Source organism: Corallococcus exercitus (assembly GCF_042231735.1).
Taxonomy (GTDB): domain Bacteria; phylum Myxococcota; class Myxococcia; order Myxococcales; family Myxococcaceae; genus Corallococcus; species Corallococcus exercitus_B.
Window position 1 is genome coordinate 7,440,468 of the sequence record NZ_CP102577.1, and the last position, 20,175, is coordinate 7,460,642.

The following is a 20,175-nucleotide window of genomic DNA, read 5'->3' on the forward strand; positions in this document are numbered from 1 at the left end:
CCATGGGGTGGGCCGTCGCCGTCGCCGTGCTGTTGTCGGCCTCGCCTGCCTTCGTCACGCGAGGGGACGTGACGCCCGAGGCGGACCTGCGCCGGGAGGCCCAGGCCGCCTGGGGTTCCCTGGAGGCGCAGTACGCGGCGCAGGCGGGAGGCCTTCCGACGAGGGCCCCCGCCACCGTGACGCTCCAGAAGGGCACGGCGCTGCCGCCCGAGCGCAACGCGCAGGGCCGGCCCGGCGTGGTGGAACTGCGGCAGAACACGCCCGGGGTGCTGGACGCGAGGACGCGCACGGCGCTGCGGCATGAGCTGGCGCACCAGCTGCTCTGGTGGGCCTGTCCCGCGTCCAGCGAGGACCGGCTCTTCCACGAGGCCTTCGCGCTGACGGTGAGCGGCGAGCTGCCCGCGTGGCGCGACGGGCCCTACCAATCGCTGTCGCGCGCGGCGAAGGAAGTGGCGAGCGCACCGGCGGTGGACACGCCGCGAGCGAGGAGGGGACTGGCGCGGATCCTCGGGGAGCACACGGGGTTTCCGGCCGCGCTGACGCGCAGGCTGCGCCAGTGTCATGACGGAACACGGTGGGCGGCGCCCCTGACGGTGGAGGAGCTGGCGGACGTGGCGGTGCTCGCGCCCGAGGCGGCCACGGTGGTGGTGAGCCGGCACTCGGGAGAGGTGCTGCTCGCGGAAGGAGACGTGCGGCGCGCGGTGCCCTACGGCTCCACGCTCAAGCCGTTCCTGTACGCGGCGGGGACCGTTCTTGCCCCGGACTCCAATGCGCCTCCGCTGCTCCCGCCGCGTCCGGGCGTGCAGGAGTGGGCGTGCGGCGCGGGCCTGCCTCCGAAGGTGGATGCGCGGCTCGCGCTGCTGCGCTCCTGCAACGGCTGGTTCCTGGACTGGGAGGCCACCGGCCGCGCTCCCAAGGCCTTCGGTGTCTGGGGCCCGGTGCTCTCCGCCGTCGGCCTCACCGGTCTGCCCTCGGACATGACGGAGGCCATCGGGCTCCGCTCCGCGCATGGGCTGTCCCCCTGGGGCATGGCGCAGGCGTACCGGCTGCTCGCGGAGGCGCGGCCGGACGTGCTCGCGCTCCTCACCGGCAACGTGGATGAAGGCACGCTCAGTGGCCTCTCCACGTCGAAGGCACTCAAGGGCGTGGCCACCAAGACGGGTACCGTGCGCGACGCCGCGAGCCGCCCCCAGTTCGGATGGATCGCCGCCGTGGACGCGGACCTCGTCGCCGTCATCGTGCGGCCCGGCAAGATGCCCCGGCACTTCGTGGATGAGCTCCCCGCGCTCCTCGCCCGCGTGCGCCGGCAGGCAGGGCTGGATGCCGCGCGCGTGCAGGTGCTCGGCCTGCTGCCCTCCTCGACCGTGGAGGCCCGCTGCTCGGGTGCCGGCTTCTCTCTCGATGACGGCACGCCGCGCACCGCACCGCCGGACTTCTCACGCCTGGATGCGCTCACCTCGAAGGGCCCCGCCGTCTGCCTGGGCAGCCCCTGGCGCGTGCGCTTCCCGGAAGGCCCCGACGGTGGCCGTGACTACGCGGGCGTCTTCACCTGGTCCACGCCCCCGCCGTACCGCCCCCCGCCCGGCGTGCCCACCACGCCCAGCGCGCTCAAGGCCCGGCGCGGCTCCGACTTCGTCTTCCGCACCACGCGCGTGCAGTACACCGCCGGCGTCGTCGCCGCCGAGGACGTCACGCTCCAGGGCGAGGCCCGCGTCGCGCTGGCCCGCGTGGCCGCGCACAACGAACGCCACGCCGCCACCCGCCACCCCGGCCGCGCCATCTGCGACACCACCCACTGCCAGGCCTTCCGGGGCACCGTGCGCATCCGTCCGGAAGAGCCCCGCGCCCTCCAGCTCCCGCCCCTGAAGTGGGACGCATGGCTCACGTTCTCGCAGGGAGGCTCCACCCCGTGGCGTGAAGCCCGCTCCCGCGCGAGGGTGGAGGCCCTGCTGGGCACGAACCTCGTCTCCCTGCGCTTCGAGTCCGGCCGCGTGCGCTACCTGCGCACCGAAGGCACCCCCAGCGCCCCCTACGAGGACGCGCGCTCCCTGCCGTGCGACACGCTGCGCGCCAGCCTCCAGCTTCCCTCCTGCCCCCAGCGTGCCTCCTTCGACGGACCCCAGGTCCTCTTCGAGGGCCAGGGCCGCGGCCATGGCGAGGGCCTGGACGTCGAAGCCGCCAAGGCCAGTCCCGGCCTCTCCAGCGACGCCCTCCTGGAGCGCGCCTTTGGAGCCCGGGACCCCCGGCCTCCCACCCCCTGACGGCGGACGCCAGGGGGGCCCCACCCGGGCGCGCCGGCCGCTCAACTGGTCCGACTGTCGGACCAGTTCGGGCGCTTCGGCTCCGGAGGGGGGCTCCTGCCCCCACGCAAACCCACAGGGTTTCCGGGTACCCACTCTGGAAACCGAGAAAAACGAGCTGACACGAGCCCCTAATCACAGCTATTACGGAAGAATACCGTAGCGCTGTTTGGTGCGAGGGGCCCAATGGCGGAGGGAATGAGCGAGGCGGAGGCCACGCGGCGCGCGTTGGAGGCGTTGCCGGAGGGCCTTCGGGTGCGCTGGGTCCAGGAGGGCCGCGGGGCGTGGGTCCTGGGCTGCCAGGACTCGAAGCCGAACCTGCACGCGCCCCGGGGCGAGGACGTGCTCATCCAGGGCGAGCTGTGGCTCCTGGGCGCCCGCTACGTGGAGGGCGCGGTGCCTCGCGGGGCCCTGCGGGTGTGGCTGCTGGAGGGCCCCGTGCGGCACGTGCTGGCCGCTCGCGTGGCGGTGGGCGGTGGAGACCTGACGCTGGGCCTGGGGCCGCCGGGAGCGCGGGTGCCGTCGGCGCGCGTGGTGTGTCAGCGCGTGGAGTGGCGGCCGTACTCGGTCGCGAACGCGGCGCCGCTCGCGGCGGCCTTCGTGGACCTGTGGCGCGGCCTGGGCCGGGGCTCGCGGCTGGAGCGGCTGGGCCTGGAGGTGGAGGGCGCGGTGGAGGGCCGCGCGCGCGTGTCCCCCTTCGTGGAGGTGGAGGCGGACCGCAAGAGCAGCCGCCGCTCCGCGACGCGCCACCCGCTGCCCCCCTTCGAGGCTCACACGGCGGACGTGCTGCGCGACTGCCGGCTGTGGCTGCGCGCGACGGCGCACGCGCTGACCCGCGAGCCGCCCTTCCTGCGCGAGGTGTACCTGCCGTCCCCTCCGTCCGGAGACGGCGTGCCCCTGCCGCTGGAGGCCACGGACGCGAGCGAGTCCTTGAGCGCGCTGCTGGAGCGGCGGCTGCGCTGGGCGGAAGGGTGGCTGTCGCCCTCCGCGCTCCTGGAGCTGGAGGTGTCGCGCACGGTGCCCGAGGGCGTGAGCGCCGGGGCCTGCTGGCTCACCGCGCGCTTCGAGCAGGCGCAGACGGGCGGAACGGCCACCACCGTCACGCTGCTCGACACGGACTCCTTCTCCTCGGAGGTGCTGGCGCTGCTGCGCGGCTGGGCCCAGGCCATGGCACAGGGGCGCGGCGCGGTGGTGCGCGGCCTGTTGTCCGTCGAGTGACGCGGCCTCATCCCTCGGGGCTCGTGCCCCGGGGCGGGGCGCTCGGCCAGGCGGCCCTGGCAACCGGTTTCCGCGACCCCACCTTGCCTCCGTCAATCTTTCATCCGCGGAGGCGGGGGAGGCGCAAGGCCATGGGCAAGACGAACTGGAAGGCGCGGGCGGTGACGGCGGCGGTCATGACGGGGCTGATGGGCTTCGCGGCCCACGCCGACGAGGGCGAGTCCAAGCAGGAGAAGCAGGAGATGAAGCAGGGCAAGGCCGTGGGCGAGGCCGCCGCCAAGCGCGTGCAGTACGTGGGCAAGCTGGCCGTCTTCAACAACCGTCAGATCAAGCTGGCGCGGCTCGCGGAGCAGCAGGCGACGGATCCGCAGGTGAAGGAGTTCGCCACCAAGCTGCGCGAGGACCACGAGAAGAGCCAGGAGTCGCTGCGCGACTGGGCCGAGCAGAAGAAGATGGAGGTCAGCGCGCTCAGCGACAGCAACATCACCTCCGAGGATGAGATGGGCACGGGCGGCTCCGGCGTGCAGGAGGGCTACCAGGAGAAGATGAAGGGCACCGGCGAGAAGCTGGGCAAGGCCATCGACAAGACGAACGAGGAGATGACCAAGCTCCAGTCGAAGCAGGGGCCCGAGTTCGACAAGGCCTTCCTGACGCGCATCTCCGAGGACCAGAAGAAGGGCAAGGACATCCTCAAGGAGGGCCGCAAGGAGTACAAGAACGACGCCAGCTTCCTGGCGCTCCTGAGCGACACCGAGCGCACCGTCAGCGGCAACGAGACGCAGGCGAAGGAGCTCGAGAAGCAGATGAAGAAGTAGTGCCCGCGTGTGTAGCGCGGTGGGCGTCGGGCCGACGGGCCGGTTGACTCGGCCGGGTCCGGCGCCTAATCCCTCGCGAATGCGCACGGCACTGGCGGCGGTGGGGGTGATACTCGGGGCGCTGCTGGGCGCGTGTCAGGCGTCCATGCCGGTGGTCCCCGCGGTCCCGCCCGTGGGCGCGACGCCCACGGGCCCCTTCGTCGACGACGCGCGCTCCCTCTTCGAGGGCTGCGTCCCCGTCCCGGACAGCGCCACGTCGCGCACGTACCGCTGCGGCGCGCTCTCCGTGTGGCTGCATGAACAGCCCGGCCTGAGCGAGGCGCAGGCGGTGGAAGCGGGACGCGCCCGCGTCCATGCGCGCCTGGGCCCGGCGCTCACGGAGGTCCGGGGAGAGCTGCCGCTCGCGGGACATCCGCACCCGTCCCTGCGGTTCGAGCAGTGCTCCGGTGCGAACGGCGGCAGGACCTGCCCCGTGGGCGGCTACGTCGCGGCGGTGACGCCCTCCGCGGGCCACGTGCGGCAGCTGGGCTGCGTGGCGCGCGAGCCCGTCCGCTCGGGGCTGGGCCGGTGCTTGGAGTTGTTCGCGTACCTGGCCACGCGGGGCAACCCCGAAGGCGACGTGCTGGCGCCCTCGTCGCTCATCACGCCGCCGCGCCTGCCGTGGCGGTTGCTGTACCTGCCGGAGGGCTGCGAGCTCGCGGACTCGACGACGCGCGCGGGGAGGATCCGCTGTGCCGCGTCCACCTTCTCCTGGAGCGTCTTCTTCCCGGCACATCCGAGCGCGGCCCAGGTGGAGCGGTGGCGCGACCGGAGCGTGGAGGAGCTGCGCGACGCGCTCCCGGGGGCCGGCCCGGTGGAGGTGCGCGACTGCTACGTGGAGGGCCTGGCCACGCGCTGCCTCCACTTCACCGCGCCCGCTGCGGACGGCGACGTCCAGGTCTGGGCCGGCGGCGTGGACCGGAGCGGCTGGGGCCTGTTCGCGGCGTGCAGCCTTCCCGCGAGCGCTTCCTTTCCCCTGCCGACCGCCTGCAACGGCGTGTTCGCTCCGCGCTGAAGGGACGTGGCGTCCGTGTTCCTCCTGGAAGGGGTGTCCAAGCGCTTCGGTGCCGCGCAGGCCCTGCACCCGCTGAGCCTGGCGCTGCCCAAGGGCGCCACCACGGTGCTCATCGGCCCCAGCGGCTGCGGGAAGTCCACGCTGCTGCGGCTGCTCAACGGCCTGCTCCGGCCCGACACGGGGCGCGTGCTCTTTGACGGGCTGCCCCTGCCGGAGGAAGCGGACGCGCTGCTCGCCGTGCGCCGCCGCGTGGGCTACGCGCTCCAGGGCGGCGGCCTGTTCCCGCACCTCACCGGCGCGCGGAACGTCACGCTGATGGCGCGGCACCTGCGCTGGCCGGAGGCACGGATCCGCGAGCGGCTGAGCCAGCTGATGGACCTCACGCGCTTTCCGGCGGAGGCGCTGGAGCGCTTGCCGGGAGAGCTCTCCGGAGGCCAGCGGCAGCGCGTGGCGCTGATGCGCGCGCTGATGCTGGACCCGGACGTGCTGCTGTTGGACGAGCCGCTGGGCGCGTTGGATCCGCTGGTGCGCCACGACCTCCAGACGGACCTGCGCGGCATCTTCGAGCGGCTGGGCAAGACGGTGGTGCTCGTCACCCACGACCTGGCGGAGGCGGCCTTCCTGGGTGACGGCATCGTGCTGATGCGCGAGGGCCAGGTGGTGCAGCAGGGCACGCTGGACGACCTGGAGGCGCGGCCCGCGGAGCCGTTCGTTTCGCGCTTCATCCAGGCACAGCGCCCGCTGCCCCTGCGGAGGTCCGGATGATGCGCGCGCTGGCACTGGCGTGGCTGCTGCTGTTCGGCGTCGCGTGCGAGAGCCCCGACGGCGCGGGGCCCGAGGTGCGCGTGGGCTCCAAGAAGTTCACCGAGTCCGTCATCCTCGGGGAGATGGTGACGCAGGTGGCGAAGGACGCCGGCGCACGGGCCTCGCACCGGCGCGAGCTGGGCGGCACCACGGTGCTGTGGGAGGCGCTGCGCCGGGGCGAGCTGGACGTCTATCCCGAGTACACCGGCACGCTGCGCCAGGAGTTGCTCGTGGGGCGCGCGCTGCCGGACGACGCTGCCTTGCGCAAGGCGCTCGCGGACGAGGGCCTGCGGATGAGCGCGCCGCTGGGCTTCAACAACACGTATGCGCTGGGCATGAAGGAAGCGGAGGCCCAGCGGCTGGGCATCCGCCGCATCTCCGACCTGAAGGCCCATCCGGAGCTGCGCGTGGGCTTCAGCAACGAGTTCATGCAGCGCGGCGACGGCTGGCCCGCGCTGCGCGACGCGTACGGCCTGCCCCAGCGCGACGTGCGCGGCCTGGACCACGACCTGGCCTACCGGGGCATGGAGAGCGGCGCCCTCCAGCTCACGGACCTGTACTCCACGGACGCGGAGATCGCCGCGTACGGGCTGCGCGTGCTGGAGGACGACCGGCGCCACTTCCCCGCGTACGACGCCGTGCTCCTCTACCGCTCGGACCTGGAGCCGCGTGCGCCCGAGGTCGTCTCCGCGCTGCGCCGGCTGGAGGGCTCGCTGACGGAAGCGGAGATGGTGAAGCTCAACGCCCGCGCGCGGCTGGAGCACGTGCCGGAGGCCCGGGTGGCGTCGGGCTTCCTCCAGGCGTCGCTGGGCCTGACGACGGAGGTGCGCACGGACGGGCGGGCGTCCCGCGTCTGGCAGCGCACGCGCGAGCACCTGTTCCTCGTGGGCCTGTCGCTGGTGGCGGCCATCGCGCTGGCCATCCCGCTGGGCGTGGTGGCCGCGCGCCGTCCACGCCTGGGGCAGGGCGTGCTGGGGCTCTCCAGCGTCATCCAGACGGTGCCGTCGCTGGCGCTGCTGGTGTTCATGATTCCGCTGCTGGGCATCGGCTCGAGGCCGGCCATCGCGGCGCTGTTCCTCTACAGCCTGCTGCCCATCGTGCGGAACACGGCGGCGGGGCTCCAGGGCATCCCGTGGGAGGTGCGCGAGTCCGCGGAGGCGCTGGGCCTGCCCTCCGGCGCGAGGCTGTGGCGCATCGAATTGCCCATGGCGGCGGCGTCCATCCTCGCGGGCATCCAGACGGCGGCGGTCATCAACGTGGGCACCGCCACGCTGGGCGCGCTGGTGGGCGCGGGCGGCTACGGCCAGCCCATCCTCACCGGCATCCGGCTGGACGACGTGGGGCTCATCCTGGAGGGCGCGGTGCCCGCGGCGGTGCTCGCGCTGGGCGTCAGCGGCCTCTTCGAGGCGGTGGCGCGCGTGCTGGTGCCCCGGGGGCTTCGCGGCTGAGCGCCGCTACACCGGCTCCACGTGGGACGCGGGCTCCGTGGCAGGCTCCAGGCGCGGTGCGTCCTCCGCGAGCCCCGCCGCGCACAGCCGCACCACGCACATCCACACGCAGTCCGCGAGCAGCAGGTGGATGAGCTGCATCGTCACGGGCGCGAGCAGCACCAGGTTGACGACGCCCGCGCACAGCTGCGCGACGTACATGGCGGTGAGCCACGTGGACGCCCGCCGCACTTCCGGCGAGGGCCGCAGCCGCGCCACCTGGCGACCGCCGAACACCAGCAGCGCGCCCATGGCCACCGCGATGATGGGGTGGAACACGCGCAGGCGCAGCAGCACGTGCGCCGCTTCCGACAGGTCCTGCTCGAAGCCGTGCGCGAGGCTGGTCGCGGGGAACAGCGTGTCGCCCAGCGCGGCCACCGCGCCGCTGATGCCCAGCAGCAGCATGCCGGCCACGCTCAGCCCCAGCACCGCGCCCACCGCGCCCTGGCCCCGCAGCACCACGCGCGCGCGGCCCCTGGCGGCCCACACCACCCACGTCTGCGCGCCCACCAGGAGGAAGGTGTTGGTCAGGTGCACGCCCATCCACACCGCGCGGCCCAGGCGCGCGTCCTGCGCCACGTACTTGAGCAGCACGATGCCCGCGCCCACCAGGCCCTCCGTGAGCATGAACACCAGCGCCCAGAACGCCGCGCGGCGGCCGGGATGGCCTTTGGGGAACTCGCGGCGGCCCCACACGTAGAGGGCGACGGCGAGCACCGTGGCCAGGCCGCTGGTGAGCCGGTGCGTGTACTCGATGAGGGTCTGGAGGGAGGGGGCGCGCGGCACCACCTCGCCGTTGCAGACGGGCCAGTGGTCGCCGCAGCCCGCGCCGGAGCCGGTGGCGCGCACGAACGCGCCCCAGAGGATGACGCCCAGCGTGTAGAGGAGCACGCCCTGGCTGAACCACTGGAAGCGGCGGGTCGCGGCGGTGGGGAGGGTCATCGTGCCCTCCCACTACCGCATCCGTTCCCGGGGGACCACCGCGCGCCCGAGTCCGCCTGCCCGCCGCGCGCCAATGGCTCAACACCTGGGCTTATGGGCCGCCCCGAGCCAGTCCCCAAGGAAGGGAGAAGTTGTTAGCGTCACCCCGTGCCCCGAGACCGCGAAGCGCCCCCTGCCTCCTCGCCCCCTGCCGATGCGGCCGAGCGCCTGCGGCGACTGGAAGCGGCCATCGAGGAGGGACGGGCGCGCAAGGACGCGGCCCTGGAGGCGTGGGTGCGCCGGATGGGCCGCCTGCCCACCGAGAAGGAGCGCGACCGCTGGGAGCGTGAATGGGAGCGCGGCGCGGAGCGGGAGCGCCAGCGGTGGGAGAAGCAGTGGGAGCGCGAGTCCAAGGACGCCCTGCGCCGCGCGGAGCGGCAGTCCAAGCGCGACGCGTACCTCGCCCAGCAGCAGGCGCACCGCGAGGCGAAGCGCGCGGAGAGAGCGGCGCGGGAGGCGGCTTCGCGCAACCCGGTGGTGGGCGTGGGAATGCTCATCGTCGCGCTGGCGTGCATCGCCACGGTGGTGCGGCTGCCGCAGCACTACTGGTGGCTCGTGTTCGTGGCGCTCGGGTTCTTCAAGGGCGCCGCGAAGCACCTGCGCCCGGCCAACAACCCGTTGCTGACGCGCGTGGAGGAGCCGCCCGCGCCGGCGCTGCCACAGGCGAAGGTGCCGGAAGCGCCCGCGGATCCGCGCCTGACGCGCGTGGATGCCGTCTGCGAGAAGCTGCTGGCGGAGCTGCGAGCGGGGAAGGGCGTGTTGCAGGAGATGGTGCGCTCGCCGGAGCGCACCGTGCAGGACCTGCGCAAGAGCTGTCACGAGCTCATCCGCCGCGAGCGCGAGCTGCGCACGGTGGCGCCGCCGGAGGACGTGCAGCGGCTGGCGGACGAGCGCAAGAAGCTGGAGACGCGCTGGGCCGCGGAGGAGGACGTGGTGGTGCGCGACCGGCTGCGCGCGGCGTTGCAGGTGCTGGATGAACAGGTGCGCCAGCGCGCGGAGCTGACGAAGGCCGCGGACCGGCTGGAGGCCGAGTACACGCGGCTGGCGTACACGCTGGAGAACCTCTACGCGCAGGTGCTGCGGGTGCGCTCGGCGGACGCGGCGGACGCGGACGTGGCGGGCGCGGGCCTGCGCCACAGCGTGGAGCAGCTGGGCGCGGAGGTGGACGCGGTGACGTCCGCGCTGGAAGAGGTGCACGGCGCGCCCATGGATGGCCGGGTGCGCACGCGCTGAAGGGGCGGGGCTATTCGCCCGCGTGCTTCGACGGCGGCGGAGCGCCGGACGCGCCGGTGATGCGGACCGTCTTGGCGTTGACGAACTCGCGGATGCCCAGGTCGGCCAGCTCGCGGCCGTGGCCGGAGTGCTTCACGCCGCCGAAGGGAAGGCGCGCGTCGGACGCGACGAGCGCGTTGACGAACACCATGCCGGCGTCGATGCCGTCGATGAACCGGCGCTGCTCGTTCGCGTCCTGCGTCCACACGCTGGCGCCGAGGCCGAAGGGCGTCGCGTTGGCCAGCTCGATGGCGTGCTCCAGGTCGCGGGCGCGCAGGAGCGTGGCCACGGGGCCGAAGAGCTCGTCGTGGAACGCGGGCGCCTTCGGGGGCGGATCCGCCAGCACGGTGGGCGGGTAGAAGTTGCCGGGGCCGCCCTGGGGCTTGCCGCCCAAGAGCAGCCGGGTGCCGGCCTTCACGCTCTCCTGCACCTGGGCGTGCAGCCCTTCGAGGATGCCGGGCGTGGCGAGCGGGCCTACGTCCGTCTTCGGGTCCATGGGGTCGCCGACCACCATGGTCTTCATGCGCTCCACGAAGCGGCGCTCGAACTCCTGGGCGATGGGCTCCGCGACGATGAAGCGCTTGGCGGCGATGCAGGACTGGCCGTTGTTGATGAGGCGCGCGGACACGGCGGTGTGCACGGCCTTGTCCAGGTCCGCGCTGGGCATGACGATGAACGGGTCGCTGCCGCCCAGCTCCAGGACGACCTTCTTGATGGCGCGGCCCGCGGCGGCGCCGACAGCGCGGCCGGCGCCCTCGCTGCCGGTGAGGGTGACGGCCTTCACGCGAGGGTCCTCGATGACGCGGTTCACCTCGGACGTCTCGATGAACAGGGATTGGAAGGCGCCTTCGGGGAAGCCGGCGGTGCGGAAGAGCTCCTCCAGGGCGATGGCGCACTGGGGCACGTTGCTGGCGTGCTTGAGGAGGCCCACGTTGCCGGCCATGAGGGCGGGAGCGGCGAAGCGCACGACCTGCCAGAAGGGGAAGTTCCACGGCATGATGGCGAGGACGGGGCCCAGGGGCTGGTAGCGCACGAAGGCGGTGTCGCCATCCACGTCGATGGGCGTGTCGCGCAGGAGCTTCTCCGCGCGGGTGACGTAGTAGCGGCACGCGGTGGCGGACTTGATGGACTCCGCCTTGGCGGCCTCCAGGGGCTTGCCCATCTCCTCCGTCATCATGCGGCCGAAGCGGTCGGCCTCGACTTCGAGGATTTCAGCGGCGCGGCGCATCCAGCGGGCGCGGTCGGCGAACGACGTCTCGCGATAGGAGCGGAACGTGTCCGCGGCCCGTTGCAGCTTGCGCTCCAGCTCCTCGGACGAGAGCACCTCGAAGGTGCGCAGCGTCTTGCCGGTGGTGGGGCTGATGGTGGCGATGGCCATGTGCGGGTGCCTCCCGGTGCGAACGTCTCCGGGTGATAACAGGCCACATCCCCCTGACAATGCCTCCCGCACCAGAGCGTCCAGGGCCGTACGCCGCTCAGGACTCCAGCAGGGAAGGTGACAGCGCATCCGACTGGAGCGCCGAGATGAACGTGTAGAGGTCCTCCGCCAGCAGGTGGACGCTGTTCGTGCCTGGCTGGGCATGTGCGTCCCAGTAGAACACCCGACCTAAGTCAGCACCGCTCACGGCAAGGCAGATCTTGTCCGCGCCTTCCGTCGTCGCGATGGGGAGCAGACCTGGCGGAAGGCGTTCGCGGAAGACCTCCAGGTTCCAGTCGAGGTTGCAGGATTCGATGGAGTCGTTGAGGCCGAAGAACAGGTGGATCCGTCCGAATGGATTGCCCGGCACGCCCTGGAGTTTGAAGAGGTCGCGCTCGGGCCGACCACCGTTGGTGGCCAGCAGGAACTCACGAAGCAAGAGCGGGAGCTTGAGTGCATACCGCTGCTCGAATGCATCGAGGTCGGCTGTGCTCAGCAGCGGCCCACCCTCGGTCGTCCGTAGAAGCTGCGCCATCATGGGCCTCCTGAGAAACCGCCGGTATGTCCTGTCCGGGCGTGGATGGCGGTAGGAACCAACTGCAGGGTGGCTCGGTCCTGATGGTGATGCCAGGTCATTCCCTTGGGTGTTTCCCTCAAGCCCGCGGCCTTGTTCGCGGCGGCGAAGTCCCCGGCACGCGAACCAGTATAGGGAATCCTCACCTCGGCCTTCACGACTCCGGCTGCCTTGAAATCGGGGTAGCCCTCCGCGTCGAAGGGGACGCCGGTCACCGGATGTCTTTTCCCGGCCAGATGCGCGTTCCGGATGGGTGTGTCGGTGGAGAAGCCTCCTGTGGACGCGTTTGCGGTGGAGCGGGTGGAAGGCGTCCGTGACCGTTCGCGCTCGGCCTCCGCCAACATGGCCTGGGCCTTGGCTGCGTTGCCTCGGGTCTCATGCAGGGCCAGGATCCCTGCCTCTCCCCACTCTGCGGCGACGTAGGCATTCTCCCGCCGGGCCTGGAGGTACTGGAGCACGTCACGGGCCGCGTTGACGCCCAACTGCTTCTCCAGCCGGGATACCACTGCTTTCAATCTCTCCAGGCTGAAGACAGGCCCGGAAGACTCTCGAAGCGCCCGTGCTCCCTTCCCGCCTGCATACAGCGCGACCAGGAGCGCTGCGGGTGCCAGCTCCCGCGACGCCTGCTCGTACCTGCCCTCCGCCAGTGACGACGCCCCCTGAGCGGTTCCCCCCAACAGGTGGAAGAAGCCCAGCGGTACGCCGAAGGTCAGGTGGTCAAAGCTTCCCAGCACCACGCTGTCAGCCGCGAAATGCTGCTCCATGAGGGCCCGCTCCACCTCGTCGAGGGCCTGACGGTAGGGCGGAGGCAGTTGCTCGCGTTTGGAGGACAAGTCCAGGTAGCGGCCCCCCGCGCTCACCTCGCTGCTGGCGAGTGCATCCCGGCCAGCCCGGCCCAGGCCCCGGAGAACGTCACCGCTGCGTTCGGGACGCTCGGCATATGTCTCAAACGTCAGGCCGCGCGTATGCAGTTGCTCGCGGACTGTGGTCATCGCGCCCAGCGTCTGGCCGAGTTGCTTGTCCTGAGCCAATTGGTGAAGCACGGCACGCATCTCGTCATTGCATGCGGAGTGGAGGATGAAGAGGGCGAACACCTCGGCTCGGGCAACGCCGTACCGCTCGGTGGCGCTGATGAGAAAGGCCGAGCGTTTCCGGCTCAGGACTTCAGCGGCCTTCGCGTCCATCGGGCCCAGGGCGCCCAGTCGGACGGCGTCCCAGTCGTTCAGGGACTCCACCAACCGGGCCATGTCCAACTCGCGCTGCATGGCCACGAAGGCCGCAGGCGATGAACACTTCAGGAAGGAGGTGAGCACATCCTCGCTGGAGTCCTGGGAGTCAGGTTCGAATGGCACGGACGCACAGCCGGTAGCCAGCAGGACGGCGCATGCCAACGTCAACCACCCATGCCATCTCATACGGGCCTCCTGCGGATGCATCGAGGGAAGAAGACCACCCTCGACCGTGACCGAACCATGACCGAACCACCGAGTGCCCAAGGCCAACGGCTCCCTGGACCCGTGGTCCCATGGCGTCTGATTCACATGGAGGTCGTGCATGGGAATGGCCGTGGGAGCCAGGGGCGGAGTGAAGGCAGACATCAACGTCACTCCGCTGGTCGACGTAGTGCTGGTGCTGCTGATCATCTTCATGGTCGTCACCCCGATGACCCAGCAGGGCAAGGACGTCACCCTGCCCACCGCCGCGCAGGGGGAGTCGCGCGACAAGCCTGAACCGCTCGTCTTCTCCCTCACCGCCGACAAGGCGCTGTTCGTCGACAAGGACGCGTTCCCGGACGCGGCGTCCTTCCAGGAGCGCGTCCAGCAGGAGCTGCGCGCCCAGCCTGAACGCAAGCTGCTCCTCAAGGCGGATGAGACGCTGACGTGCGGCGACGTGCTCGGCGTCCTTCAGCAGTCGCGGGATGCCGGCGCGCGGAAGGTGTCCCTGGGTGTCTCCATGAAGAAGAACTGAGGAGGATGAACATGCGATCCAGACGCCCCATCGTGAAGCCCCAGTCCGGACTCCAATCCGACATCAACGTCACGCCGCTCGTGGACGTGGTCCTCGTGCTGCTGATCATCTTCATGGTCGTGACCCCGCTGATGCGCGGCGAGCTCCTGCTCCAGCTCCCCTCCCAGGAGCCCGCGACGGCCGAAGCCCCGCCGTCGCCGTCGAAGGAGCTGGCCCCCGGCCTCGTGCGCCTCACCGCGGACGGCACGCTCCTGCTGGAAGGTCAGCCCGTGAGCGAGGCGGACTACGTGCCGCGCCTGCGAGCCTTCCTGGAGGCCCGCCCCCAGGGACAGCGCGGCCTGTTCTTCCAGCCGGACGCCCGTGCCCCGTACGCACGGCTCATCCGCGCGCTCGACGACGCGAAGGCCGCGGGAGCCGAAGCCCTGGCCCTGTCCGTCCAGAACCCCTGAGCACCTGGAGCCTGTCCGACACTCGCCGCGAAAAGCCCGTGGCCAGCCCGCACCCGCCGACTTAAGTCACGGCCATGTCACGAGGGCCTTGGCGGTGGTTGTCGGGTTGGGATGTGATGGTGACGCGGCCCCTGGGGTTGCTGTTGCTGGTGGTCGCGTGCGTCCTGGGGTTCGTCGTCCTGTCGGACGAGGTGCATGAAGGCGACACGCAGGACATCGACGAGCGCATCGTCCGCTCCCTGCGCCGTGAGGAGGACCCCGCGCTTCCTCGCGGCCCGTGGTGGCTGGCGGAGACCGCTCGCGACGTGACGTCGCTGGGCGGCTTCCCCGTGCTGTCGCTCCTCACCGCGGCCGTGTGCGGCTTCCTGGGGGTGGCCCGCCGCTACCGCACCAGCCTCTTCGTCCTGGGCGCCATCGTCGGTGGGTGGATCCTCAACGCGCTGCTCAAGAACCTGTTCCACCGCCCGCGCCCCTCGGTGGTGCCTCACCTCACCGAGACCATGTCCACCAGCTTCCCCAGCGGCCACGCCATGCTGTCCGCCATCACCTACCTCACGCTGGGCGCGCTGCTGGCCCAGTTCGCGGAACACCGCCGCGTGAAGGTCTACCTCCTCTCCGTCGCCCTGGTCCTGTCCGTCCTCGTGGGCTGCACCCGCGTGTACCTGGGCGTGCACTACCCCTCGGACGTGCTCGGCGGCTGGGTGGCCGGGCTCGCGTGGGCCCTCTTCGTCACCGTCGCCGCCCGCACCGTGCGCCGCCGCAGCCCCGCCCTGCGCGAGGAGGCGCAGCGCCCCGTGGAATGAGCCTTGCGCCCCGGGCCCCCGCGCAGGATGAAGGGGCCTCCACTCCCTCCGCCTGTGCCTCCCGTGTCCCTCGCCCCCGTGAACGCCCGCCACTCCCTGCCGCCCGCGAGGCGCGGATGATCCAGGCGTGGCTGTGGCGGCTGGGGCTGGGACGCGGCCGTGTGCACGTCTTCTACGACGAGGCCTACCGGCTGCCCCTCTCCGGCATCGAGTCCTCCGTGGGCATCGAGCCGCGCGGCACCGACTTCACCACCTGGTACCTGCTGGAGGCCGGCGTGGTGCGCGCCGCGGACGTCCGCCACCCCGTGCCGGTGTCCTACGCCCAGCTCGCGCGCGTGCACGACGCCCGCTACCTGGAGTCCCTCTCCGACCCCGCGACGCTCGCGCGCATCTACGCCACCGACCCGTCGGAGGTCCCCGTGGACGCGCTGCTGGACAGCGTGCGGCTCGTGTGTGGCGGCACGCTGGGCGCGGCCCGGCTGGCGCTCGCGCGGCAGGGGCCCGTGGTGAACATGGCGGGAGGCTTCCACCACGCGCGCCCGGACAAGGGCGGCGGCTTCTGCACCGTCAACGACATCGCCGTGGCCGTGGCGGACCTGCGCGCCTCCGGCTTCGACGGCTCCGTGGCCGTGCTGGACCTGGACGCGCACCCACCGGATGGCACCGCCGCGTGCCTCGCCGGCCAGCCGAAGGTGTGGATCGGCTCCGTGTCCGGCAGCGACTGGGGCGTGCTGCCCCCCGGCGTGGACGAGACGCGCGTGCCCGACGGCTGCGACGACGTCACCTACGTGCAGAAGGTGAAGGACCTGCTCTCGCGCATGCCCTCCTCGGACATCACCTTCATCATCGCGGGGGGGGACGTGCTGTCCGGGGACCGCTTCGGGCGCGTGGGCATCACGCTTCAAGGCGCGCGCAAGCGCGACGTGGCCATCGCCGCCGCGCTGCGCGGGAAGGCCAGCGTCTGGCTGCCCGGCGGCGGCTACCACGCGGAGTCCTGGAAGCTGTTCGCGGGCACCGTGCTGGTGCTCGCGGGCCTGGGCCACCAGCGCATCACCGCGCGCTACGACCCGTTGAGCGCGCGCTTCCAGCGCATCGCGCACCTGCTGGATCCGGAGAAGAAGGCGGACACCGCCGGGAACGCGCCGGAGTGGGAGCCCTTCTCGCTGGAGGACCTGGAAGGGCCGCTGCGGCTGGGGCCGGAGGTGCAGCCGCGCGTGCTGGGCCACTACACCGCGCAGGGCATCGAGTACGCCCTCTTCCGCTACGGCATGCTGTCGTACGTGGAGCGCCTGGGCTACAGCCGCCTGCGCGTGCAGGTGGCCTCCACCGGCGGCACCGGCGACCGCATCATGGTGCTGGGCCACGCGGGCGGCCGCGAGCACCTGCTGTCGGACTCGGTGCTGGAGAAGAAGGTCCTCCAGGGGGAGACCTACCTCTTCGCCAACTGGCTGTCCCTGCGCCACCCGCGCGCGCGCTTCAGTGACACGCGCCCGCAGCTGCCCGGCCAGCAGGTGCCCGGCCTGGGCCTGTCGCGCGAGACGACGGAGCTGCTGCTCACCATGGCCCAGCGCCTGGGCCTGGCCGGCGTGGCCTTCCGGCCCATGTGGTACCACCTGGCCGTCGTCGCGCGCGGCCGCTTCCACTTCTCCACCCCGGAGCGCCAGGGCCGCTTCGAGGCGCTGATGCGCGACCTGTCCGCGCTGTCGCTCGTGGAGGCCACGCACGCCGTGGCCGAAGGGCGCGTGCGCCTGGACGGCCAGCCGTACCCGTGGGAGCCGGACGACATGCTCTGCCGCCTGACGCCCGTGCCCCTGGACGCGGAGGCCGTGGCGAAGGAGCGTGAGCGCTGCCACTTCAGCGTGGAGCCCGCCGCGGCGCAGGCGCCCGCTCCGGCACCGTCCGTGAAGCCAGAGCCCCTGTGACGCCGGCGTGGCCCGTCTCCGGCTGAAGCCGCGCCCGTGGTAGTCATTGCCGCGTGGACCTGGAAGCGCAACGCCGTGAACAGCACAAGCTGCGGCTGTCGTGGATGCCGTGGCTCTACTTCAGCCTCAAGCCGCGCCACCGTGAATGGGCGGAGGCCTGGCAGCGCGAGGTGCAGGACCGCCTGCGCGCGCTGGAGACCGTCGAAATCGCGGAGGGATGTTTCATCGCCCCGGAGGCGCGCATCTTCGCGGAGCCCGGCCGCACGGTGCGCATTGGACCGGGGTGCAGCATCGGCGCGGACGCCTTCGTGCACGGGCCGGTGGTGCTGGGGCCGCGCGTCAGCCTCAACGCGCGCGTCAGCCTGGACGGCGGCGCGGGCGGCATCCGCATCGGCGAGGGCAGCCGCATCGCCACCGGCGCCACGCTGTACGCCTTCGACCACGGGCTCGCGCCGGACCGCCCCGTGCGCGAGCAGCCCGTCACGTCGAGGGGCATCGTGATCGGCCAGGACGTCTGGGTGGGCGCCAACGCGGGCATCACCGACGGCGTCACCGTGGGTGACCACGCGGTGATTGGCATGGGCGCCGTCGTCACCCGCGACGTGCCCCCGTGGGCCATCGTCGGCGGGGTGCCTGCCCGCCTGCTCGGGGACCGCCGTCAACGCCCACGTTCCGGAATCCCCGGGGGTTGGGAGCCTCCCGACTCCGAGGGAAACCCTTGAGTCCCTGGTGGGTCCATTGACTTTGAAACATTCGCGCGACGTATGCTTCAGGGCGCGGTGAGACGGAGAGAGGACCCGGTCCCGGACGCACCGGGTGGGGTTCCTCAAGTTCATGGCTGAGTCCGTTTCATTCGTGATGAAGGAGGCCGCGGTGTCGCAGGAGCAACGCGAGACGGGGAACGTCACCGCGCCGGGGCAGTCCTCCGTCGCGAGCGACCTCGTGGACACCCGGCGCTTCCAGCGGGCCGGCTCCCTTCTTCGCGAGGTGCTCTTCGAGCTGGACGTCGCGGGCCGGCTCATCCTGGCGAGCCCCGCCTGGGAGCGCCTGGTGGGCGCGCCCGTGCACGCGTGGACGGGGCGCGCGCTGGTGGAGCTGTTCCACCCGGAGGACCGGGACCAGGCGCGCGCGCTCCTGCGCACGGCGCTCGCGCGCACGGACGTGCCCACGCGGCTGGAGCTGCGGCTGTCGTCGGGCGGCACCCAGCCGCGCTGGGTGGAGCTGTCCGCGACGGGAGACCCGGAGCACCTGGGCGGCGTGCTGGGCACGCTGGTGGACGTCACCCCGCGGAGGCTGGCGGAGGACGCCGCCGCCACGCGCGAGCGCTACCTGGGCGCGATGGTGGAGGTGCAGCGGCGGCTGCTCGCGCCGGAGGCCTCCGCGGACCTGTACAACTCCATCCTGGAGCCGCTGGGCCGGGTCGCGGGCGCCAGCCGCGCCTACGTCTTCGAGTTCCACCGCGACGCCTCCGGCCGGATGCTCCAGTCCCAGCGCGCGGAGTGGTGCGCGCCCGGCGTGTCGCACGAGCTGGACAACCCGGACACGCAGGCGTGGCCGGTGGATCAAGCCTTCGAGTTGCACCAGCTGCAGCAGCTGCACCGGGGCGAGGCCGTGCAGGGCACGCCGGAGGCCTTCGGCATGGACAACGCGCGGGTGCTGCTGGCGCAGGGCATCCGCTCGCTGCTGGTGCTGCCCCTGGTGGTGCACGGCGAGCCGTTCGGCTTCATCGGCTTCGACAACTGCGACGACGCGCGGCCCTGGTCGCACGTGGAGGTGAAGCTGCTGTCCGGCGCCGCCGGCGCGCTGTCGCTGGCGCTGGAGCAGCACACCACGGACGCGCTGCGCATGCGCACGGAGACGGCGCTGCGCCGCACGGAAGCCGGCTTCCACCTGCTCATCGAGGGCTTCCCGGACCCCGTGGTGGTGCACACGACGGACGGCATGCTCCTGTCGGTGAACCCGGCCATGGCCAACTACCTGGGCTACCAGGACCCCGCGGAGCTCCTGGGCCGGCACCTGCTGGGCCTGGTGCGGCGCGAGGACCAGGAGGTGGCGCGCCGCCACCTGGAGGAGGCGCAGGACGGGGCGCTGGCGGCCCGCTCGCACGAGGTGCCGCTGGTGCGCCGCGACGGGCAGGTGGTGAGCGCGGACCTGGTGACGCTGGGCGTGCTCTTCGACGGCGTGCCCGCGCGCGTGACGGTGGCGCGCGACTTCACCGAGCGCAAGCACATGCAGGCGCAGCTCATGCTGGGGGACCGCCTGGCCTCCATGGGCATGCTGGCCGCGGGCATCGCGCACGAATTGAACAACCCGCTGTCCTACGTGCTCTCCAACCTGGAGTTCCTGCACCGCGCGCTGGGCCCCATGCCCCGGCCCCTGGGCGCCGAGGAGCTGCTGGAGTACCAGCAGGTGCTGGAGGACGCGCGCGAGGGCTCCGAGCGGATGCGCCAGATTGTCCGCCAGCTCAAGGTCTTCTCCCGCGTGGACGACGCGCACGAGGAGGCGGTGGACGTGCACCGCGTGCTGGACTCCGTCGCGCAGATGGCGGCCAGTGAAATCCGCCCGCGCGCCCGGCTGGTGAAGCAGTACGGCACCGTGCCGACGGTGCGCGCCAACGAGGGCAAGCTGTTCCAGGTGTTCCTCAACCTGGTCATCAACGCCGCGCAAGCGATTCCGGAAGGCTTCACGGACGAGCACGAGATCCGCCTCATCACCCGCGTGGACGACGACGGCCGCATCGTGGTGGACGTGCGCGACACGGGCCGGGGCATCGCGCCGGAGCTCCTGCGCCGCATCTTCGACCCCTTCTTCACCACCAAGGCGCCGGGCCAGGGCACCGGCCTGGGCCTGTCCATCTGCGACACCATCGTGCGCGCGCTGGGCGGCAGCATCGCCGCGGAGTCCACGCCGGGCCACGGCGCCACCTTCCGCGTCACCCTGCACGCCGCACGCGCGGCCTGAGCGGGCCCGCCTTCCGCGTCCGTGCGGGGAAGCGCGCCGCCTGCCCGCTGCCGCGAAATGGACTGAATCCGCCGCGGCCCCGTGTTCGAGTGTGGAGCGCCGGACGGCCTGCTCCCGGATGCGCTGCCCTCGCGGAAGCGATGGCGACAC

The 20,175-nt window shown here is 72.2% G+C and carries 17 protein-coding genes; 13 read left to right on the forward strand and 4 right to left on the reverse strand.

Features of this window, described 5'->3' with window-relative positions; all coding sequences use genetic code 11:
- Positions 1–2: 2 nt before the first annotated feature.
- The 6 genes from NR792_RS29890 to NR792_RS29915 all read left to right on the forward strand — a co-directional run bounded on the left by NR792_RS29890 (position 3) and on the right by NR792_RS29915 (position 7,639).
- Positions 3–2,261, forward strand: coding sequence for a hypothetical protein (locus NR792_RS29890; RefSeq protein WP_375756108.1), 2,259 nt, complete (start codon positions 3–5; stop codon positions 2,259–2,261).
- A 225-nt stretch (positions 2,262–2,486) separates the two neighbouring features.
- Positions 2,487–3,518, forward strand: coding sequence for a hypothetical protein (locus NR792_RS29895; RefSeq protein ID WP_375756109.1), 1,032 nt, complete (start codon positions 2,487–2,489; stop codon positions 3,516–3,518).
- 131 nt (positions 3,519–3,649) lie between these two features.
- Positions 3,650–4,333 carry a DUF4142 domain-containing protein gene (locus NR792_RS29900; protein ID WP_375756110.1) on the forward strand — a complete coding sequence of 228 codons (684 nt, stop codon included), beginning with the start codon at positions 3,650–3,652 and terminating at the stop codon, positions 4,331–4,333.
- Positions 4,334–4,412: 79 nt separating this feature from the next.
- The gene (locus NR792_RS29905) at positions 4,413–5,387 is read left to right on the forward strand and encodes a hypothetical protein (RefSeq protein ID WP_375756111.1); all 975 of its coding nucleotides are present in this window, start codon (positions 4,413–4,415) and stop codon (positions 5,385–5,387) included.
- Between the two features lie 15 nt (positions 5,388–5,402).
- Complete coding sequence (locus NR792_RS29910) at positions 5,403–6,152, forward strand: ATP-binding cassette domain-containing protein (protein ID WP_375761714.1); 750 nt, start codon at positions 5,403–5,405, stop codon at positions 6,150–6,152.
- A complete protein-coding gene (locus NR792_RS29915) occupies positions 6,152–7,639 on the forward strand; it encodes a glycine betaine ABC transporter substrate-binding protein (RefSeq protein WP_375761715.1) in 1,488 nt (495 codons plus the stop codon). The genes NR792_RS29910 and NR792_RS29915 overlap by 1 nt, the downstream gene beginning before the upstream one ends.
- A gap of 6 nt (positions 7,640–7,645) precedes the next feature.
- Here the strand turns inward: NR792_RS29915 and NR792_RS29920 are convergent, their stop codons facing one another.
- Positions 7,646–8,620, reverse strand: a complete 975-nt coding sequence (locus NR792_RS29920) for a COX15/CtaA family protein (RefSeq protein WP_375756112.1) — start codon at positions 8,618–8,620, stop codon at positions 7,646–7,648.
- Positions 8,621–8,767: 147 nt separating this feature from the next.
- Between NR792_RS29920 and NR792_RS29925 the strand changes: the two genes are divergently transcribed.
- Positions 8,768–9,892 (forward strand): hypothetical protein, encoded by a 1,125-nt coding sequence (locus NR792_RS29925; protein WP_375756113.1) that lies wholly within the window; start codon positions 8,768–8,770, stop codon positions 9,890–9,892.
- 10 nt (positions 9,893–9,902) lie between these two features.
- Here the strand turns inward: NR792_RS29925 and NR792_RS29930 are convergent, their stop codons facing one another.
- From NR792_RS29930 to NR792_RS29940, 3 genes are all read right to left on the reverse strand, one after another.
- On the reverse strand, positions 9,903–11,309 hold the full coding sequence (locus tag NR792_RS29930; RefSeq protein WP_375756114.1) for an NAD-dependent succinate-semialdehyde dehydrogenase: 1,407 nt from the start codon (positions 11,307–11,309) through the stop codon (positions 9,903–9,905).
- A gap of 97 nt (positions 11,310–11,406) precedes the next feature.
- Complete coding sequence (locus NR792_RS29935; protein ID WP_375756115.1) at positions 11,407–11,886, reverse strand: SMI1/KNR4 family protein; 480 nt, start codon at positions 11,884–11,886, stop codon at positions 11,407–11,409.
- On the reverse strand, positions 11,883–13,235 hold the full coding sequence (locus tag NR792_RS29940; protein WP_375756116.1) for an HNH endonuclease: 1,353 nt from the start codon (positions 13,233–13,235) through the stop codon (positions 11,883–11,885). The genes NR792_RS29935 and NR792_RS29940 overlap by 4 nt, the downstream gene beginning before the upstream one ends.
- A 241-nt stretch (positions 13,236–13,476) precedes the next feature.
- Here NR792_RS29940 and NR792_RS29945 point away from each other — a divergent pair, with 241 nt between their 5' ends.
- The 6 genes from NR792_RS29945 (at position 13,477) to NR792_RS29970 (ending at position 20,025) form a co-directional block, all read left to right on the forward strand.
- Positions 13,477–13,890 (forward strand): ExbD/TolR family protein, encoded by a 414-nt coding sequence (locus tag NR792_RS29945; RefSeq protein WP_375756117.1) that lies wholly within the window; start codon positions 13,477–13,479, stop codon positions 13,888–13,890.
- Between the two features lie 11 nt (positions 13,891–13,901).
- On the forward strand, positions 13,902–14,339 hold the full coding sequence (locus NR792_RS29950; protein ID WP_375756118.1) for an ExbD/TolR family protein: 438 nt from the start codon (positions 13,902–13,904) through the stop codon (positions 14,337–14,339).
- Positions 14,340–14,413: 74 nt separating this feature from the next.
- On the forward strand, positions 14,414–15,142 hold the full coding sequence (locus NR792_RS29955) for a phosphatase PAP2 family protein (RefSeq protein WP_375756119.1): 729 nt from the start codon (positions 14,414–14,416) through the stop codon (positions 15,140–15,142).
- 116 nt (positions 15,143–15,258) lie between these two features.
- Entirely contained in the window at positions 15,259–17,064 is a 1,806-nt protein-coding gene (locus tag NR792_RS29960; protein ID WP_375756120.1) for a histone deacetylase, read from the forward strand.
- A 53-nt stretch (positions 17,065–17,117) separates the two neighbouring features.
- Entirely contained in the window at positions 17,118–17,786 is a 669-nt protein-coding gene (locus tag NR792_RS29965; protein ID WP_375756121.1) for a DapH/DapD/GlmU-related protein, read from the forward strand.
- 112 nt (positions 17,787–17,898) lie between these two features.
- Positions 17,899–20,025 (forward strand): ATP-binding protein, encoded by a 2,127-nt coding sequence (locus NR792_RS29970; protein ID WP_375756122.1) that lies wholly within the window; start codon positions 17,899–17,901, stop codon positions 20,023–20,025.
- The last annotated feature ends 150 nt before the right edge of the window (positions 20,026–20,175 follow it).

What these genes read in the sequence shown, in the direction of transcription:
- NR792_RS29920 (WP_375756112.1), bottom strand. Translation starts at nt 8,620, where the DNA reads ATGACCCTCCCCACCGCCGCGACCCGCCGCTTCCAGTGGTTCAGCCAG.
- NR792_RS29930 (WP_375756114.1), bottom strand. Translation starts at nt 11,309, where the DNA reads ATGGCCATCGCCACCATCAGCCCCACCACCGGCAAGACGCTGCGCACC.
- NR792_RS29890 (WP_375756108.1), top strand. Translation starts at nt 3, where the DNA reads ATGGGGTGGGCCGTCGCCGTCGCCGTGCTGTTGTCGGCCTCGCCTGCC.
- NR792_RS29895 (WP_375756109.1), top strand. Translation starts at nt 2,487, where the DNA reads ATGGCGGAGGGAATGAGCGAGGCGGAGGCCACGCGGCGCGCGTTGGAG.
- NR792_RS29935 (WP_375756115.1), bottom strand. Translation starts at nt 11,886, where the DNA reads ATGATGGCGCAGCTTCTACGGACGACCGAGGGTGGGCCGCTGCTGAGC.
- NR792_RS29900 (WP_375756110.1), top strand. Translation starts at nt 3,650, where the DNA reads ATGGGCAAGACGAACTGGAAGGCGCGGGCGGTGACGGCGGCGGTCATG.
- NR792_RS29905 (WP_375756111.1), top strand. Translation starts at nt 4,413, where the DNA reads ATGCGCACGGCACTGGCGGCGGTGGGGGTGATACTCGGGGCGCTGCTG.
- NR792_RS29915 (WP_375761715.1), top strand. Translation starts at nt 6,152, where the DNA reads ATGCGCGCGCTGGCACTGGCGTGGCTGCTGCTGTTCGGCGTCGCGTGC.
- NR792_RS29945 (WP_375756117.1), top strand. Translation starts at nt 13,477, where the DNA reads ATGGGAATGGCCGTGGGAGCCAGGGGCGGAGTGAAGGCAGACATCAAC.
- NR792_RS29970 (WP_375756122.1), top strand. Translation starts at nt 17,899, where the DNA reads ATGGCTGAGTCCGTTTCATTCGTGATGAAGGAGGCCGCGGTGTCGCAG.
- NR792_RS29950 (WP_375756118.1), top strand. Translation starts at nt 13,902, where the DNA reads ATGCGATCCAGACGCCCCATCGTGAAGCCCCAGTCCGGACTCCAATCC.
- NR792_RS29960 (WP_375756120.1), top strand. Translation starts at nt 15,259, where the DNA reads ATGATCCAGGCGTGGCTGTGGCGGCTGGGGCTGGGACGCGGCCGTGTG.
- NR792_RS29955 (WP_375756119.1), top strand. Translation starts at nt 14,414, where the DNA reads ATGTCACGAGGGCCTTGGCGGTGGTTGTCGGGTTGGGATGTGATGGTG.